Origin of the sequence: Chryseobacterium sp. 'Rf worker isolate 10' (assembly GCF_050753305.1) — a bacterium.
Taxonomy (GTDB): Bacteria; Bacteroidota; Bacteroidia; order Flavobacteriales; family Weeksellaceae; genus Chryseobacterium.
In genome coordinates this window covers 135,567-152,140 of the sequence record NZ_JBOZOF010000001.1, presented here as the reverse complement: position 1 = coordinate 152,140, position 16,574 = coordinate 135,567, and the positions used below count along the sequence as shown (strand labels likewise).

12 protein-coding genes are annotated in these 16,574 nt (G+C 37.0%); 2 read left to right on the top strand and 10 right to left on the bottom strand.

Annotated elements, in window-relative coordinates; all coding sequences use genetic code 11:
- Positions 1-17 precede the first annotated feature (17 nt).
- The 4 genes from LKL37_RS00700 to LKL37_RS00685 form a co-directional block, all read right to left on the bottom strand.
- Positions 18-1,052: an A/G-specific adenine glycosylase gene (locus tag LKL37_RS00700; RefSeq protein ID WP_431608672.1), complete on the bottom strand. Its 1,035-nt coding sequence runs from the start codon at positions 1,050-1,052 to the stop codon at positions 18-20.
- A gap of 138 nt (positions 1,053-1,190) precedes the next feature.
- Entirely contained in the window at positions 1,191-1,643 is a 453-nt protein-coding gene (locus LKL37_RS00695; RefSeq protein ID WP_431608670.1) for a hypothetical protein, read from the bottom strand.
- A gap of 78 nt (positions 1,644-1,721) precedes the next feature.
- The gene (locus LKL37_RS00690) at positions 1,722-3,083 is read right to left on the bottom strand and encodes a DUF5458 family protein (RefSeq protein ID WP_105703168.1); all 1,362 of its coding nucleotides are present in this window, start codon (positions 3,081-3,083) and stop codon (positions 1,722-1,724) included.
- Between the two features lie 19 nt (positions 3,084-3,102).
- Positions 3,103-3,549, bottom strand: coding sequence for a type VI secretion system contractile sheath small subunit (locus LKL37_RS00685; RefSeq protein ID WP_431608669.1), 447 nt, complete (start codon positions 3,547-3,549; stop codon positions 3,103-3,105).
- Positions 3,550-3,902: 353 nt separating this feature from the next.
- Here LKL37_RS00685 and LKL37_RS00680 point away from each other — a divergent pair, with 353 nt between their 5' ends.
- Positions 3,903-4,949 carry a hypothetical protein gene (locus LKL37_RS00680; RefSeq protein WP_431608668.1) on the top strand — a complete coding sequence of 349 codons (1,047 nt, stop codon included), beginning with the start codon at positions 3,903-3,905 and terminating at the stop codon, positions 4,947-4,949.
- Between the two features lie 60 nt (positions 4,950-5,009).
- Here the strand turns inward: LKL37_RS00680 and LKL37_RS00675 are convergent, their stop codons facing one another.
- The 4 genes from LKL37_RS00675 to LKL37_RS00660 form a co-directional block, all read right to left on the bottom strand.
- Positions 5,010-7,106, bottom strand: coding sequence for a M13 family metallopeptidase (locus tag LKL37_RS00675; RefSeq protein ID WP_431608667.1), 2,097 nt, complete (start codon positions 7,104-7,106; stop codon positions 5,010-5,012).
- 350 nt (positions 7,107-7,456) lie between these two features.
- A complete protein-coding gene (locus LKL37_RS00670) occupies positions 7,457-9,514 on the bottom strand; it encodes a M13 family metallopeptidase (protein ID WP_431608666.1) in 2,058 nt (685 codons plus the stop codon).
- A 266-nt stretch (positions 9,515-9,780) separates the two neighbouring features.
- Positions 9,781-13,179, bottom strand: a complete 3,399-nt coding sequence (locus tag LKL37_RS00665) for a polysaccharide deacetylase family protein (RefSeq protein WP_431608665.1) — start codon at positions 13,177-13,179, stop codon at positions 9,781-9,783.
- A gap of 89 nt (positions 13,180-13,268) precedes the next feature.
- Positions 13,269-14,519: a CinA family nicotinamide mononucleotide deamidase-related protein gene (locus LKL37_RS00660; RefSeq protein WP_431608664.1), complete on the bottom strand. Its 1,251-nt coding sequence runs from the start codon at positions 14,517-14,519 to the stop codon at positions 13,269-13,271.
- A 115-nt stretch (positions 14,520-14,634) separates the two neighbouring features.
- Between LKL37_RS00660 and LKL37_RS00655 the strand changes: the two genes are divergently transcribed.
- Positions 14,635-15,108: a hypothetical protein gene (locus LKL37_RS00655; RefSeq protein WP_431608662.1), complete on the top strand. Its 474-nt coding sequence runs from the start codon at positions 14,635-14,637 to the stop codon at positions 15,106-15,108.
- Between the two features lie 60 nt (positions 15,109-15,168).
- Here the strand turns inward: LKL37_RS00655 and LKL37_RS00650 are convergent, their stop codons facing one another.
- Both LKL37_RS00650 and LKL37_RS00645 read right to left on the bottom strand, forming a co-directional pair.
- The gene (locus tag LKL37_RS00650) at positions 15,169-15,708 is read right to left on the bottom strand and encodes a lipocalin family protein (RefSeq protein WP_407845887.1); all 540 of its coding nucleotides are present in this window, start codon (positions 15,706-15,708) and stop codon (positions 15,169-15,171) included.
- A 74-nt stretch (positions 15,709-15,782) separates the two neighbouring features.
- Complete coding sequence (locus LKL37_RS00645; protein WP_431608661.1) at positions 15,783-16,517, bottom strand: LytR/AlgR family response regulator transcription factor; 735 nt, start codon at positions 16,515-16,517, stop codon at positions 15,783-15,785.
- Between the last annotated feature and the right edge of the window lie 57 nt (positions 16,518-16,574).

Sequence of the window (16,574 nt, the reverse complement as noted above, 5' to 3'; positions counted from 1 at the left end):
ATTTCGGAAGACAAATTTCAGTCTTTCAGAGAGTTTTGAATGTAATTTTCCAGAGGCTTTGGAAACGATTTTTCATGAGAGCCCTCAACATCTGTAATCAGGTACTGATTTTCAGTTATAAAATCATTCCATATCTTCTCAGAAGTAACCTCAACATTCCATATTTCAATACTTAAATTCTTGTGGGTCAGTTTATGATTGACTGTTTTTGAACCTGTAATGAATGTTTCCATATCTGAAGAAATTCCATCAGGAAATTCAAATAATTTTTTCCAGATGAAGTCATCTGCTCTCTGACGGATCAAAAATTGTCCGTTTCTATGGATAAAATAATAGGTCAGAGCCAGGTCTTCTGCTTTTACTTTTTTTGTTTTTACAGGATAGGCAGAAATTTTCTGCATAGAAAATGCCAGGCAGTCTTCATTCACAGGACATTCTCCGCAAAGTGGATTTTTGGGTTTACAGATCTCTGAACCAATATCCATCATCGCCTGATTAAAATCCCCAACATTTTCCGGCATGACCAAAGCAGCCAGCTCAGAGAAATAGGCAAAAGCTTTTGAGTTCGAAATATCAAAGTCATCAGCAAAAAGACGGCTCAAAACACGGTAGAAATTACCGTCAACAGCAGGCATTCTTCCACCGAAACAGATACTTGACACTGCAGCAGCAGTATACTTCCCTACTCCTTTTAATTTTAGAATTTCTTCGTATTGGTCAGGAAAGACACCCAGATAATCGTTCATGATCTGTTGGGCAGCTTTATGAATATTGATGGCTCTTGAATAATAGCCCAAACCTTTCCAATAAAGCAAAACTTCATTTTCTTCAGCTTCTGCCAACGTTTTTACATCAGGAAATCTTTTAATGAAATTATTATAATGATTTAATCCCTGATTGATTCTCGTCTGCTGAAATACGATTTCACAGATCCAGATTTTATACGGATCTTTCGTCTGTCTGAAAGGCAGATCTCTTGCATTATTTTTATACCATTCAAGGATTTTGCTGCCAATATGCAGAAAATCTGAACTTTGGTTATCCTTCTCCAAAAATTTTTGTTTTGCTTTTTAAAGATACTTCGACTTCGCTCAGTATGACATTGCTAATACTAACTATTTTTTTTAGTAATTTATATTTTCGTAACGAACATCGTTCACGAAGCATCTTATATTTTGCAAAGATAAAACTTATTTAACAGAATATACGGGAGCAGCTTTTAACCATTGATATTTCAGGTTCCTGTCTTTGGCTATGAAACGGTAGCCTTCCAGTTTTTTCAGATAAACATACATGGAATCACTATTTTTAATCTTTAATTTATATTGGGATAAAAACAGCATTGGCATATCTACAGTAGAATCTCTTACCGTTTTCAATACTTTCCCAGATTTTACTTTATAGAGAAAGAATGATTTTCCGCGGCCTTTTGAACTGTCTGCCAGCTTTACATCTGAACTTGCAATGACGAGTTCACTGCCATCAAAACACTCATCTTTATTCATAATGTATGCTTTTCCTTCCTGACGTTCGTGTGCGAAAAGATCATTTTCATAACTGCCGGGACTTTGGTATTTTTTTTCACAGCTTATCAAAATGACCATCAATACAATGGGCAAACCAATGATAAGCTTTTTATTCATATTCAATTTCATAGGTGTTGGTTGAAAAAAAACCGATGTAAAATTGCATCGGTTTTTGTTATGTAAAGTACGTTTATGTTACTCCTGAGTATATTCTGCATCCCATTCGTTACCATCATCTCCCTTGTGTCCGTCCAATTTAATAACGAAACTTTTTGTAGGGAAATAAGGCGTCATACGGATATCCAGCCACACTCTGTCTTTGTTTACTCTATCCTGCTCGAAACGAACAATTTTGAATTTTTCAATCAATTTGTCCGGTCCTTTGATATTATCAAGGAAGGTTACGATTTGTCTTCTCAAATCGTCTTCGTTTTTAGCATTCCAGTTTTCGAAAGCTCTTCTGTTCAGGAAGTCAAGCAATACTTTGGTTACATAGTCGAATACACGAACTACAGAATACGTCTGAAGACCGATATTATCTCCTGTAAATAATGTCTTCGCAGAGAAGGCCATAATTTTTCCGTACTCGTTTACCATTGGTACGAGACCCATTTTTTCCAACTGAGAAATTTCACTTTTCTTCAATTCGAATTTTACGGCGTCTACTTCGTTGATATTACCATGTTTTTTACCTGCTGCTACCTGAGACATCAGTGTTTTATGGATTTTTCCGGCTAATGAAGTGGAAGGTGGAAGTTCTACGTTCTCTTCTTCTCCTACTTCTTCTGCTTTACCACGTCCTACCAGCCAGTTACACGTCATAATAACGTTACTTCTGTGAAGTTCTCCCCCTGTAAGGTTTGCAGAGTGGAATAAATCTACAACGTCATCTGGTTTATCAAGATTGGCGAAGTCTGTAACCATCATTACTTTGTTTTCATTACAGATTTTTGCCCACTTTTCGATAACCTTATTGGATCCTAAATATCCTGGTATTGCAAGGATTGAATAGTTGTCTCTAAGGTCCAGACGGTCGTAATAATTTTTGAATTCTTCTGAAATTGCATCAATGAACAAAGGATTATCCAGATCGGAAACCTGCTCAAGGCTTGCATTTACGATACTTACGTTATCCACTTTGTCCAATTCTGTATTTTTGTAGAATTGAGCTACTGTTCTGTAGTTGGTTTCCAACAGACGAACGGCATCCAGTGTATTTTTTAAGTTTGTTTTTAAGTTTTGATCGGCCTGTTGTGCTTTACTTTTGCACGTATCAGCCATTTTATCTGCAGATTCACTCCCTTCTAAAAGGTTTACCCAAAGATTGATCTTTTGAAGAAGTTCTTTTCTTTCGTCTGCTTTATTGCTGTCATTCAGGAAGATTTCTTTTCTTGCCTTTCTTGTTGGGTTCATATTGGCGATACCGTCTACAACGGATTCAACAAAGCCAAAACCACCCATTTTATTAAGCTCTGCAAGCGGGTTGCCTTTCGGCTGCCCTGAATGTTGCTGCTGCCCCTGCTGTTGGCTTTCTTGTGCCTGTAATTTGCTATCCATGATTTAATGTAGTCTTTAATTATTTTTCAAGTTCTTGTGCCACTTCTTTCAATACTTCTACGAACGCTGCTCTTGTCTGATCGTTCTCCAGCATGTTGCGTAGAATTTTGTTGGTTTTCAGCTGGCGTACTATTTTATTGTACTGCTCCTGCTCCATGCTCAGTTGCTGCAGATAATCTGATTTCTGAGTAAGGCTTTTAGGGGTAAAGTCTCCAAGGTTTTGAAAACGGAATTCTTCTTCTACCATTCCACCATCTTCTGTTTCATGTTGTACAGATATTGCAGGCTGAAAATGTTTGAAAACGTCTTCCACTGTTTTTAATCCTGTTACGATTTCAGGAGTATAAGACTCGTCTGTTGTAAGTTGGCTTACTATCAGTGATTTATTTTCCTGTATTTCCTGAATAGCTTCATTAGCGTCCACTTTTACTTCGTTTCCGCCAACACCATAATTAAACATTGCCATATTATTGTTATTTTGAGATTTATTAATTTGGTTTGGATCTGTCTTTGAGTAATTTACAGATGAATCAAATAAATTACCAATCCAGTGTTTAAATTTAAAAAAAAACTGTAACATACAAAATTTTACTAAGATTTTTCTTGGATCATCTAAATTTATCTACATTTATTCAACATAAAATCACCATATTACGATATCACTAAGCTATGAAAAAATAAATAAAAAAATCTAAGAAAAAATAAATAAAATTTTTATTCGCTTTAGTCTTATCCAAAAGTATCAAATAGATTTTAAAATAGGAATTCCTCAGACGTTACAAAAAATATTCTTTATATTTAAAGAAAGTGAACTGTGTCATGAAAGATGTAAAAATAGCTTTTAGAAAACCCATTTTTCCAGTTTCAGAAGCATTACAGCAATATTTGGAAAAATATAACAGAACCACCAAGATTAAGTTTCTGTATGAAGATCTCCTAAGGTTTACTGACAGTGTGAGTATTCTGGATAAAGACGGAAAAGATACTTTGTGGCTTGGGGTATTGTATCCTGAATTTGAGTTTAAAGAAATAGAGGCTAATTTAAATAAGATATATACCCTTCTTCATTCTGATGGAGATATTGCGACTTTGCCTTATCTGAAAGTGGATACCATCGACTTTTGTACTTTCGGAAACTCTAAGCCCTTTAGGATTCGAGTGAGAAATATTCTTAATGATAATTATACGTATTTTTATATTAAACAGGCGGATGCTTCCCGGATATTCGGGCTGGAGCTTGAAGACCTGCTTTCTCCCAACCGGATTAACTTTCTGGTTTATAAAAATACTTTGATAGAGGAGCATATTTTAGGAATCCCCGGCGATGTTTTTATTCAGAAACATCTGTTTAACTGTACGGAATTGGAAAAGGCACAGATTTCCAAAGAGTTTGTAAAATTCAATGAGCGCTGCCTTATTGGACTTCTTGGTGACATGCGTTCTTATAATTATGTTGTGATTCCAATACACGATTTCGACCAGGTGATTTACAGAATACGTCCTATCGATTTTGACCAACAAACGTATGAGGGGAATTTGAAAGTTTATCTTCCACAGTATTTCAAAGAAAACAGTCAAATGGTGAATATGGTACTGGAAAAACTGAAGCCCAGTTCAATAGAACAATACCGTAAAGAAGTACGTTCACAAATCGTAAAAAGAGTGACCAGCAGCCAAAACAGATTCGATGAACTCATTTCTATCATGAAAAAAGATAATATTGCGCCGGAAGCCAATGTTATAGAATTAAGGACAGCTTTACAAAAACTCACTTATGATGTGAATTTTAAGTATTGTGCAACGATGGGAGATATTATAGAAACCGGAATAAGATTTGTTCTCCGGAATTATAAGAAAGAATATTAAAAAGAGAATCCGTCTCACATTGAGGCGGATTCTTTCTTTTCTAACAATTTTTAGGTAAAATTACCAGATTTTTATTCTGTCCTGAGGAGTTTTATACAATTTGTCCCCAGGTTTGATATCAAATGCTTTGATGAATGAATCCTGATTTACCAACGGTCCAAATGCTCTGAACATTCCCGGAGAGTGCGGATCTGTTTTCACCTGATTGATCATGTACTGATCAGTAGCTTTAGTTCTCCAAACAGTTGCCCAGCTCATAAAGAATCTCTGATCCTGAGTGAATCCGCTGATTTTCCCTGGGTTTCCTTTATCTTTTAAATACATTTGAAGCGCATCGTAAGCCACTGCTACTCCACCTAAGTCACCGATGTTTTCACCACTTGTGAATTTACCGTTCACGAAGCTTCCTTTTACAGGTTCGTAAGCACTGTACTGAGCGGCTAACTGACCTACTTTTGCATCAAAGTTCTTACGGTCAGCATCACTCCACCAGTTATTCAGGTTACCATCTCCATCGAAACGTGAACCGCTGTCATCAAATCCGTGAGAAATCTCGTGACCGATAACGGCTCCGATTCCTCCGAAGTTCACTGCTGCATCAGCTTTAGGATTATAGAAAGGCGGCTGAAGGATCGCTGCAGGGAATACAATTTCGTTGTTTGATCCGCTGTAGTATGCATTTACAGTTTGTGGAGACATACCCCATTCTGTTTTGTCAACAGGCTTTCCTACTTTGTCCAGACTTCTCTGATACTGCCATGCTGCTACATTCTGAAGGTTAGAATATAGGGTAGCACCTTCTTTTGGAGATTCTACTTTTAATTGAGTATAATCTTTCCATTTATCCGGATAGGCAATTTTTACAGTAAACTTGGATAGTTTTTCCTGAGCTTTTACTTTGGTTTCAGGAGACATCCAGTCTATATTGGCGATGTGTGTTTTGAATGATTTTAAAAGGTAATCAATATAGGTTTCCATCTGCTTTTTAGCTTCAGGAGTGAAGTATTTGTCTACATATAGTTTTCCGAAAGCTTCTCCAAGAACTCCGTTTACAAGAGTAAGCCCTCTTTTGTTCATCGGACGCTGTTCTTTCTGACCCTGTAAATATTTAGCATAGAAATCGAATCTGATCTGCTCTAAGCTGTCGTTCAGGTTGCTTGCATTTCCGTTGATGATATGATATTTCAGATAGTCTTTCAGTAAAGGAAGGTTTTTCTGTGTGATAAACTGATCCATATTCTGGTAATATTTCAGTTCTCCGATGATCACCCGGTCTGTATTTACCCCTGCATCTTTCAGATATTTGGCAAGGTCTACGTTTTTCACAAGTCCGGATAATTCTGATACGTTTTTAGGATTGTATCTTAAATTAGCATCTCTGTTCTGCTCAAGCGTCAATAAATAATTGGCAAGCTGTTTTTCAAAGTCTACCACATTCTGTGCTGCCTGAGGAGAATTTTTATATCCTAAAACACCAAATAACTTTCCAACGTAAGTCTGATATTCTGCCAGTGTTTTAGTATTGGCTTCGTTTACTTTCTGGTAATAGTCTCTTCCTAATCCCAGATCCGGACCGCCAAGATATACAGCATTCATATTGGAATTCTTCATATCAGCACCCACTCTCCATCCGTAGAAAGAGTTATCACCTAATTTTGTAGCTTCCAAAAGGTATTTCTGAAGGTCACCAACACTTTTAATAGCATCTACTTTAGCAAGATCAGCTTTGATAGGCGCCAGACCTTCTGCATTTCTCTTACTGGTATCCATGAAAGAGGCATACAGGTTCTGGATTTTCTGCCCTTCAGATCCTGCCGGGTATGATTCTGTAAGGATTTTGTTTAAGATATCTAATGAAGCATCATCCACATTTTCTCTCAACGCATTGAAAGAACCCCAATTGGCTTTATCGGAAGGAATCTGAGTAGTTTTCACCCAATTTCCGTTCACATAGCTAAAAAAGTCATCCTGCGGACGGACACTGGTATCCATATACGATAAATTGATCCCCTCTTCTTTTGCTTCTTCTTTTACCGGTTCAGCCACTTTTGCTGTAGCTTCAGTTTTATTGTCTGTCCCTGCAGTCTTAGCTGCACCACACGAATTAAGAAATACGATACCCGAAAGGGCAAGTATTCCAATATTTAGCTTTTTCATTAAAGATAATTTTTGATTTTACACAAACTTACCAAATATACAAACTTTAATGATATGTAATGAATGATAATTGATATATGGGAATGTAAGGTTAAAAATTTAAAGTTTTGAGTTTAAGGTTTAAGGTTTAAGGTTTAAAGTTTAAGGTTTAAGGTTTGAAGTTAATGGGTAGACCACCTCGTCAAAAATTCTTTGAATTTTTACCACCCCTCCGAGGGAGGGGAATGATGGAAGCCGTTATGACAAAGGTACTCTTCCGATTCCCTAATCCCTATAACCTTTTACCTGCAACCTATCACCTGCTACCTCCTATAAAAACAAAACCGCCCATTGCTGAGCGGTTGTTATTTTTACCAGATTTTGATTCTTTCTTTCGGTGTTTTGTATAGTTTGTCTCCTTGTTTTACATCGAATGCTTTATAGAAAGCGTCAACGTTGATTAGCGGACCAAAACTTCTGAAATATCCTGGAGAGTGCGGGTCAGTTTTCACCTGATTCACCATATATTTCTCACTTGACAATGTTCTCCAAACCGTTGCCCAGCTTAGGAAGAATCTCTGATCCTGAGAGAATCCACTGATTTTCCCTGGGTTTCCTTTGTCTTTTAAATACATTTGAAGAGCATCATAAGCGATATTTACTCCACCTAAGTCAGCGATGTTTTCACCGTTTGTGAAAGTACCGTTTACAAAAGTTCCTTTTACAGGCTCGTATTTGTCATACTGAGAAGCAAGGGCTTTTGTAGCTTTTTCGAAGTTCGCTTTATCTTCCGGAGTCCACCAGTCTACCAAGTTACCATCAGCATCGAACTGTGCACCTGAATCATCAAATCCGTGGCTCATTTCGTGACCGATAACTGCACCAATACCTCCAAAGTTTACAGCAGCATCAGCTTTAGGGTTAAAGAATGGCGGCTGAAGGATTGCAGCAGGGAATACAATCTCGTTGTTTACCGGGTTGTAATATGCATTTACAGTCTGTGGAGTCATTCCCCATTCTGTTTTATCAACCGGCTTACCAATTTTAGCTAAGTCTTTGTTATACTGCCATTCTCCGATGTTCTGAAGGTTTTTGTAAAGGTTTCCACCATTCGCTTCAGAAAGGATATTTAATTTTGAATAGTCTTTCCATTTGTCCGGATAAGCCACTTTTACAGTAAACTTGTTCAGCTTCTGCATTGCTTTTTCCTTCGTTGTAGAAGACATCCATGCTAAATTATTGATATGAACTGCGAAGCTTTTCTTTAAATAATCGATCAATTCTACCATCTGAGCTTTCGCTTCAGCAGGGAAATATTTCTCAACGTATAATTTTCCGAAAGCTTCACCTAAAGAACCGTTGATCAGCTCAAATCCTCTTTTGTTCAGAGCTCTTTGTTCCTGTTGTCCTCTAAGGTATTTACCATAGAAAGCAAACTTCATATTTCCTAAGTTTTCACTTAAATAAGAAGCGCTTCCGTGGATCATGTGGAATTTCAGATAATCTTTGATTACAGGAAGATTCTGAGCATTTACTAGTTTATCGAAGTTCTTATAGAATCCTAATTCACTGATAATTACTTTATCAGAATTTACTCCTACTTTTTTAAGATATCCCGGAAGATCAACATTTTTTACCAAAGCAGAAAGTTCAGCCATCGTTTTAGGATTGTACTGAAGTGTGTTATCACGGCTCTGCTCGTTTGTCAGGTAAGTATTTGCGATGCTTTTTTCATAATTAACGATACCTTTTGCTGCTTCATCAGCATTTTTGTATCCTAATTCTTTTAGCATTGAAGCTACATATTTCTGATATTCAGCAATAGCTTCTGTATTTTTCTCATTTACTTTCTGATAGTAATCTCTTCCTAAACCTAGAGAAGCATTACCTAAGTAAACAGCATTCATTTTAGAATCTTTAAGGTCTGCATCTACTCCCCATCCGTAGAAAACGTTTTCCCCTTCTTTGGTTACAGAAGTAAGATAGTTCTGAAGATCAGCCATGTTTTTAATAGCATCAATCTTATTCAGGTTTTCCTGGATTGGTTTGATTCCGTCTGCATTTCTCTTCTGCATGTTCATATAAGTAGCATACAGATCCTGAATTTTTTTCCCTTCACTTCCGTCAGCAAATTTATCTTTCAGAAGAGAGTTCAGGATTGTCATGGAATTGTTATCCGTGTCCTCAGCCAGTTTGTTGAAGCTTCCCCAAGTTGGTTTGTCAGATGGAATTTTGGCAGTTTTCATCCAGGTTCCACTTACATAGTTGTAAAAATCATCCTGAGGACGCACCGAAGTGTCCATCAAGCTAAGGTCTAAGCCTTTGTCTGTGTTATTCACTGCTACTTTAGCAGCTTTAGCTTGTGCGCTCATAGTCGTCTGAGTACAGATCCCTGCTATTAAAAACAAAGAAAGCGTTATTTTTTTCATTATGATAACAATTTTTAGAATATGTATGATTTATTTCGTATTTGTTACTTTTCAACGAAACAAATTTAAACAAATAACGTCATAGCATGATAAGAATTTATAATTTAGAAAGTTGGAAGCTGGGAGGAGGAAGCTGGAAGCTATAAGAATCGTAAAAAATGATAACATCACTGTAATTCTATTTTTAAAAGTAGTTTTATTATAGTTCTCAGTAATGATAAAATAAAAGTTACTTCCAGCCTCATTCTTCCCGCCTCCAGCCTTCATTAAGAAGTTGCTATCTCTTTTACATTCCCGGTTCTTTTCAGGAATCCCCAGGACTGCATTTCGCCTTTCAATGCTTTTCTTAAACTTTTAAATAATACAATATACATCAGCCATCTATATCCGAATCTCTGTGGAATAACATACAGGAGATTAATCAGTTTTTCCCGCTGCATGATGAATGCGATTAAAGCTAATGAAGCATCCACCAAAAGGAAGATCAGATAATAGGTAAATATTTTATCTCCGTTTCCGGATAGGATTCCAAAAAACATAATCACGTCTGCCAGTGGTGAGAAAAATGGTATGATGTATTGGAATAATAAAATATTCGGCATTGCCCAAAGTCCCAATCCTTTATATTTGGGGTTAAGGAAAGTCTGTCTCTGCTTCCAGAACATCTGCATGATTCCGTATGTCCATCGGAAGCGCTGTTTTAAAAACTGTTTTACGGTTTCCGGAGCTTCTGTGACTGCAACAGCTCTGTTTTCATTGGCAACTGTATATCCGGCTTTTAATATTTTTACGGTAATATCACAATCTTCTGCCAAGGTATCGGATGAATATCCTCCTGCTTCAATAATCACAGATCTTTTAAATGCCCCGATAGCTCCCGGAATTACGGTAATCGCATTGATGTGAGCATACGCCAGCCTGTCAAAATTCTGACTTGTCGTATATTCTATAGCCTGCCATTTGGTGAGCCAGTTGACTTTGTTTCCTACTTTCACATTTCCTGCTACAGCTGCTATTTTTTCTTCCGGATCTGAATTTAAAAACCTTGCGATCATATATTTCACCGCATCCTGCTGCAGCTTGGTATCTGCATCAATACATACTACATATTCTGCATCAGTTTCTGAGATTCCAAAGTTTAGTGCAGTTGCTTTTCCACCATTTCTTTTGGTGAAAATTTTCAGTTTCGGATGATCCGGGAATGCTTCCAATGCTTTTTCATAAGTAGAATCCTTACTTCCGTCATCTACCATAATAATATTAAAATTAGGGTAAGTTTGTTTCAACAAATTCTGCAGGGAAGAAACAATATTCACTTCTTCATTATAAGCAGGAACAATGATTGAAACCTTAGGATAGGATTCTAAAACCGGAAATCCATCCAGTTTTTTCTCTTTTTTTCTTTCTTTAAAAGCCCAGTATGCCATCAACAATAATCGGATCAGCCCCAACACAATGAAAATGGTAAACAAAGCAACCAGAAAATGGCTTATTCCATAGATGACAGTAGCCAATACAAGGTTCAGCTGCATAATATAATACGACTTCGTTTTAGGAACTTCAGGCATCAGTTCGCTTCTGCTTTTGTGTAAAATATTCGTCAAGTTGGTAAAATGATAACCTTGTTTCTGAAGAGTTGGGATCAGGATTTTTAAAGCTTTTACCGTTTCTTCTCTGGTATCACCGCCTGCGTCATGAAGAAGAATTATATTTCCTCTCTCATGTTTGATTCCGGCCATTACACGTTTTACAATTTCATCTGCTTTTATTCCCGGCTGCCAGTCTTCAGGGTCTATATTTTCCCCGATATCAAGGTAATTTTGCTGTCTTGCCAATGCTACCGGAATAATCTCTTCTGAAGTGGTAGGCTCCGAGTCAGCATTATAAGGTGCTCTGAACAGAATTGTACTGTGACCTGTGATACATTCAATCAACAGTCTGGTCAGTTTCATTTCCAGCAAAGCTCTTTGCGGACTTACTTTTGCTACATTTTCATGAGTAAAGGTGTGATTTCCTATTTCGTGTCCTTCACGGTAGATTCTTTTAACGAGCGGAAGGTTTTTTTCTGCATTCAGTCCTACCAGAAAGAATGCTGCCGGAACATGATATTTGGACAGAACATCCAATACCTGCGGAGTATATGTTTCATCCGGACCATCATCAAAAGTGAGGACGAGTTCTTTCTGAGGAGCACTTCCATATTTTTTCACCTCGTAAGAACTTGGATAAGTGATATAATTCTCGTCTGTGATAATTTTCTCTTTTGGATCAATTTCCAGTGCAATTTTTCCGTCATGAGGCGTATTCAAAACATCTAATACTTCTCCGTCTCCGATGTAATCCACCATCGTCTGCCCTTTTACATTTTCCAGTGTTTTTAAATTCAGCTTGGAGAGGCCGGCGAACGTAAGGTCTTTATCGTAGAAATTCCAGACTCTGCTGTCTTCACTTCCGAGTCTCCAGAGTGCTGTTCCTGCCAAAGGATATTCTGAGGAAAAACGCATCGTATTAAAAATAGAAGCCGCATCATTGAAAAATACGGTGTGGGTTAAATTTTTAGAATCTGTATAAGAATAATTTAAATTAAAAGTATTGTCATTAAAATCAATAACCGCTTTACTGGCACTGGCTTTGGTAATCGCCTGCATATAAGTAACAGAGGTATTATCATCCTTATTGGAACTCCAGTCATATCCATATGCTCCCAGACCCAGAATAATTTTTTGCGGGGAAACTTGTTTTACGATTTTCCCGGTCTGTTCTTCAATCCATTTTTGGGAAGAAACCGGACCGGCATCACTTCCTGCAGAATACTCATCATAAGCCATCAGCACAAAGTAATCTACATAAGGATTCAGTCTTGGAATATTGTAATCATCGTTATCCGTCATAATATCCATGGTTACCAGCAAATTATTCTTTTTGAAAGTCTCAGAAAGCTCTTTCATAAAGGCGATCAGATTCTCATCAGAATTCAGGTTCATATCTTCAAAGTCAATATTAATTCCTTTGAAATGATATTTTTGACATTGTTGGGTAATCTTTTGAATCAGATGGGTTCTTTTCTGTGGATCATTAAGAACTTTTACAAGTCCTTCTGAGCGGAATTCTCTGTCGGAGTTGTTACTCAGCATCGGCATAGCAGCAACACCTGTTCTTTTGATTACTTTGTATCCTTCCGGATCCACATTGGTTTTCAAATCTCCTGTTTTGGGATCAAGGAAAAACCATTCAGGGAAAACAAGATTGACATGTCTGATATTTCTTTTCAGAGACATCAGCGACTGGGGATCCCATGCCACATAAAATGCAGACCGGATTCCTCCCGGAAACTGAGCCCAGTTTCGGTTCTGATTTTTGTATCTTTCAGCTCTTGCCTTCTCAATTTTATCGAGGCTGGTATGGATTGTTTTTTCAGAAATAAAGCTTCTGAACCCTTTATATTCTTTGGAAATTTTATTCTCCTGAAGATATGGTTTATTGGCTGTAATAACAGCTTTATAGTCTTCTTTAAAAGGAATTTTAGGACTTCTGTCCAGAGTCATCATCAGACCTAAAGCAAGCAGAAGCAGTATTCCTATAAAGATAAAAACACGGCTTCCCCACTGTACACTTTTCCAGCGTTTTTTGCTGCTGGTCTGAAAAATCTGTTTGGAATTTTCCACGATTTTTGAAATTTATTGAAGGGCTTTCAAAAAGTGTGAAAAACTATACTAAAAATAATTAAAAAAAAATTAAAAATAACGTATTATAGTTAACTGTTTACAAGAAGACCTACCAAATCCTGAATTACTTTTTGAGAAACAAAATCCATAAAGTCTACTCTTTCCAGATGGGGCATGTATAATTTTGAGGTTACTTCCTGATCATTAATCCTGATGGTATAGTAAACCGTTCCAACATCTTTACCATCTTCGCCTTTTCCTGGTCCTGCAACGCCTGTTGTAGAGAGGGAAATATGAGTTTCAAATAATTGCTGACATCCTTTGGCCATTTCCTGTGCTACCTGTTCACTCACTACGGTGAACTCATCTACGGTTTCTTTAGAAACATTTAAAATTTTAATCTTTTTGTCTGTCGTATACGCTACTATTCCGCCAAGGAAATATTTTGAGCTGCCAGAAACTGAAGTGATCATTTTTGCCAATTCTCCTCCTGTACAACTTTCTGCAGTCGAAATCGTCAACTTTCTTTCGGTAAGCATTTCTGCAAGAATATTTTCAATTTTATCTTCAGATACTGCGATCACATGACCTTCTACCAGAGGAAGCAATTTCTGGATTTCTTCTTCCGTTATTTGTTTCAACTGTTCTTCATTTTCCCCGGAAGCCGTCAGACGAAGCTTTACACGCGTTCCAACCGGAAGATAAGACAGGGCAATATTTTCTGGAAGTGCCAGTTCCCATTCTTCAATTTTGTCTGCAAGAATGCTTTCAGGAATACCTACCACAGAAACAATTCTGGTATGGATATAATGAAGCTTGAATCTTTGCTGTAAATAAGGAATAATCTGATCTTTGATAAGCGGCTTCACCTCATAAGGAACCCCCGGAAGGCTATAGCACAATTTTCCGTCCTGTTCCATCATCATACATGGAGCCGTTCCGTAATGGTTTTGAAAAACGACGGACTTTGTAGGTACAAAAGCCTGTTCTTTGTTCCTCTCCAGGATATCTGCTCGTCCTCTTCTTTCCATATAGCCTTTAAGATGGTTGAAGGTCACCTCATCCAAAGCAATTTCATCATTAAAATATTCCGCCAGTGCTTTTTTGGTTTTATCATCTCTCGTTGGTCCCAGTCCACCAGTTGTAATCACTAAGTCCCCAGTTTCAAAGGCTGTGCTTAATGCATTCTTAATGGTTTCAATTTCGTCTGAGATGGTAAGAATCTGAATAACTTTTATTCCTATATTTTTAAGTTCCGTGGCAATAAAATTAGAATTGGTATCTACCGTGTTTCCGGAAAGGATTTCATCACCGATAGTAATCAGAACAGCTTTTTCCATATGTTTTTTTGTTGAAAAAAATTCTATGCAAATGACGGAAAATTCTGTGGCTGGGGCAATATAAATTGATTTTTTCTATTTTTGACGAAATTATCTAAAAACTACAATAAGAATTATGTCTAAATATGATGATGCTTCATGGCATTATGGTGGTGATTTTCCGGAAGGACTTCCTCAGAAAAATGGAGCAACACACACGGGAATGTTCCTGAACTGGTGCATTCATAACGATTTGATCTCCGAAGAACTGAAGGAAGATGTTGCAGAGGAAATAGAAAAAGTAAAACGAAGAGAAATTACCGGTGCTGAATTCATTATGGATTCCTATGACGGGAAATTTTCTGAATATGACCTGAATGAACTGGGAAATCTTTTTGCAAAGGATTATTATGCTGATGATACCGACTTCGGAAACAGACACAGTTCATTTGCTGATGATTACGTAAATCTTTTCGATGGCAAAGCAGAAGAAAACGATTACGAATACGAAACATTCTATCACATCGAAGACACCTACGAAAACTATGATCTTATGAAACAGGTTATTGATCACCGTTTTGGAGAATGGAAAGAATATATTAAAAACTAAAAGCTTGAGATGAAGAAAGTTGATAGGGCAAATTAGCTTATCAACTTTCTTCATTTTTTATTAATTATGCTTTACCCAGATCAGTTCATCGGTATTATAACCGATTTTTTTGGCTTTCTGAATAAAACGCTGACGAATACTTTCCGGAATGTTAGTGGTACGGGAAAGAATCCACAAATATTTTAAACTGCTTCCTGCTACGAGAGCATATTGATAGTCTTCATCAATATCTATGACATTATAACCAGCCCATATAGGTTTAAAAAATGAAACTTTAAGACGCGCTTCAGTAAGATCTTTTACAAATTTTGCTTCCCCGATGGATTCGTTCCATACTTTTTTAACGTAATCGTACCCTTTATTTCTGACCTGAACTGTTCCATCCGGATTTTCTGTATATTCTGCGGTAACGTTATCCATATTTTTTTCGAACCTGTAATCAAAACGGGCTATCTCATACCATCTGCCAAGGTATTTTTTAAGATCAAAATTCTTCACGGCAGACGCTCCTCTGGGAATTCTTACAGAATAGGAATTGAACACGATAAGACCCAATGCTCCCAGGGAAACGGGAAGTATAATTTTATGAATGGTTTTCATGACAGGAATATTTTGGTGGTTATTATAAAAACTTCAAAAATAATGCCTTAAGCCTGTTAAAGATACAATAAATTCTATGAAAATACTTTCAGGAAATTATCTTTAAAGCTTCCAGAAACCTCAATTTCCGTATCATCAGCCAACATGACGGTTCCGCTTTTATGATAAGATTTTACAAAACCTGTATTGATAATATGGGAACGGTGAACTCTCACAAAAGGGCTTTCCAACAGGTCATCAAAGTGTTTCAGAAAACGGCACACCATCTTCTTTGAGCCATCTGTAAGGTATATCTGTGTAAAGTTTCCATCCGCCTGAAGTCTTACGATATCTTCGGTCTTTACAACATCGAATCCTTGTAAAGTTGGCAAAATTAACTGCTGCTTTTCCGGTTTTAATTTCAGGTTTTCAAGAAGGATTTTGTTTCGATTGAGTTCATCTTTTTTCTCAAGACTTTCAGCCACTTTATTGACCGCCAAAATCAATTCCTGAATATCAATAGGTTTTAAAATATAATAACTTGCTGACTTGTTTAAAGCCTGTAAAGAATATTGAGAAAATGCAGTAATGAAAATAGTTTCATAGGAAAAATCTTTCGTAGCTTCCAGAACATCAAAAGCATTTCCAAAAGGCATTTCTACATCCAGAAAGACCAGTTGTGGCTGGTGTTCAGCAATCAACGGAACGGCATCTTTAATGTTCTCAGCTTCGCCCAAAATTTCTACCTGCGGACAATACTTAGTAAGATAACTACATAAAACTTCTCTTGCTATGAGTTCATCGTCTACAATTACGGCTTTTATTTTCATTTGAATAGATATTAGGTGGCAGTGTGTAGGTTGCAGATGCAAATTAGTAATATTTAA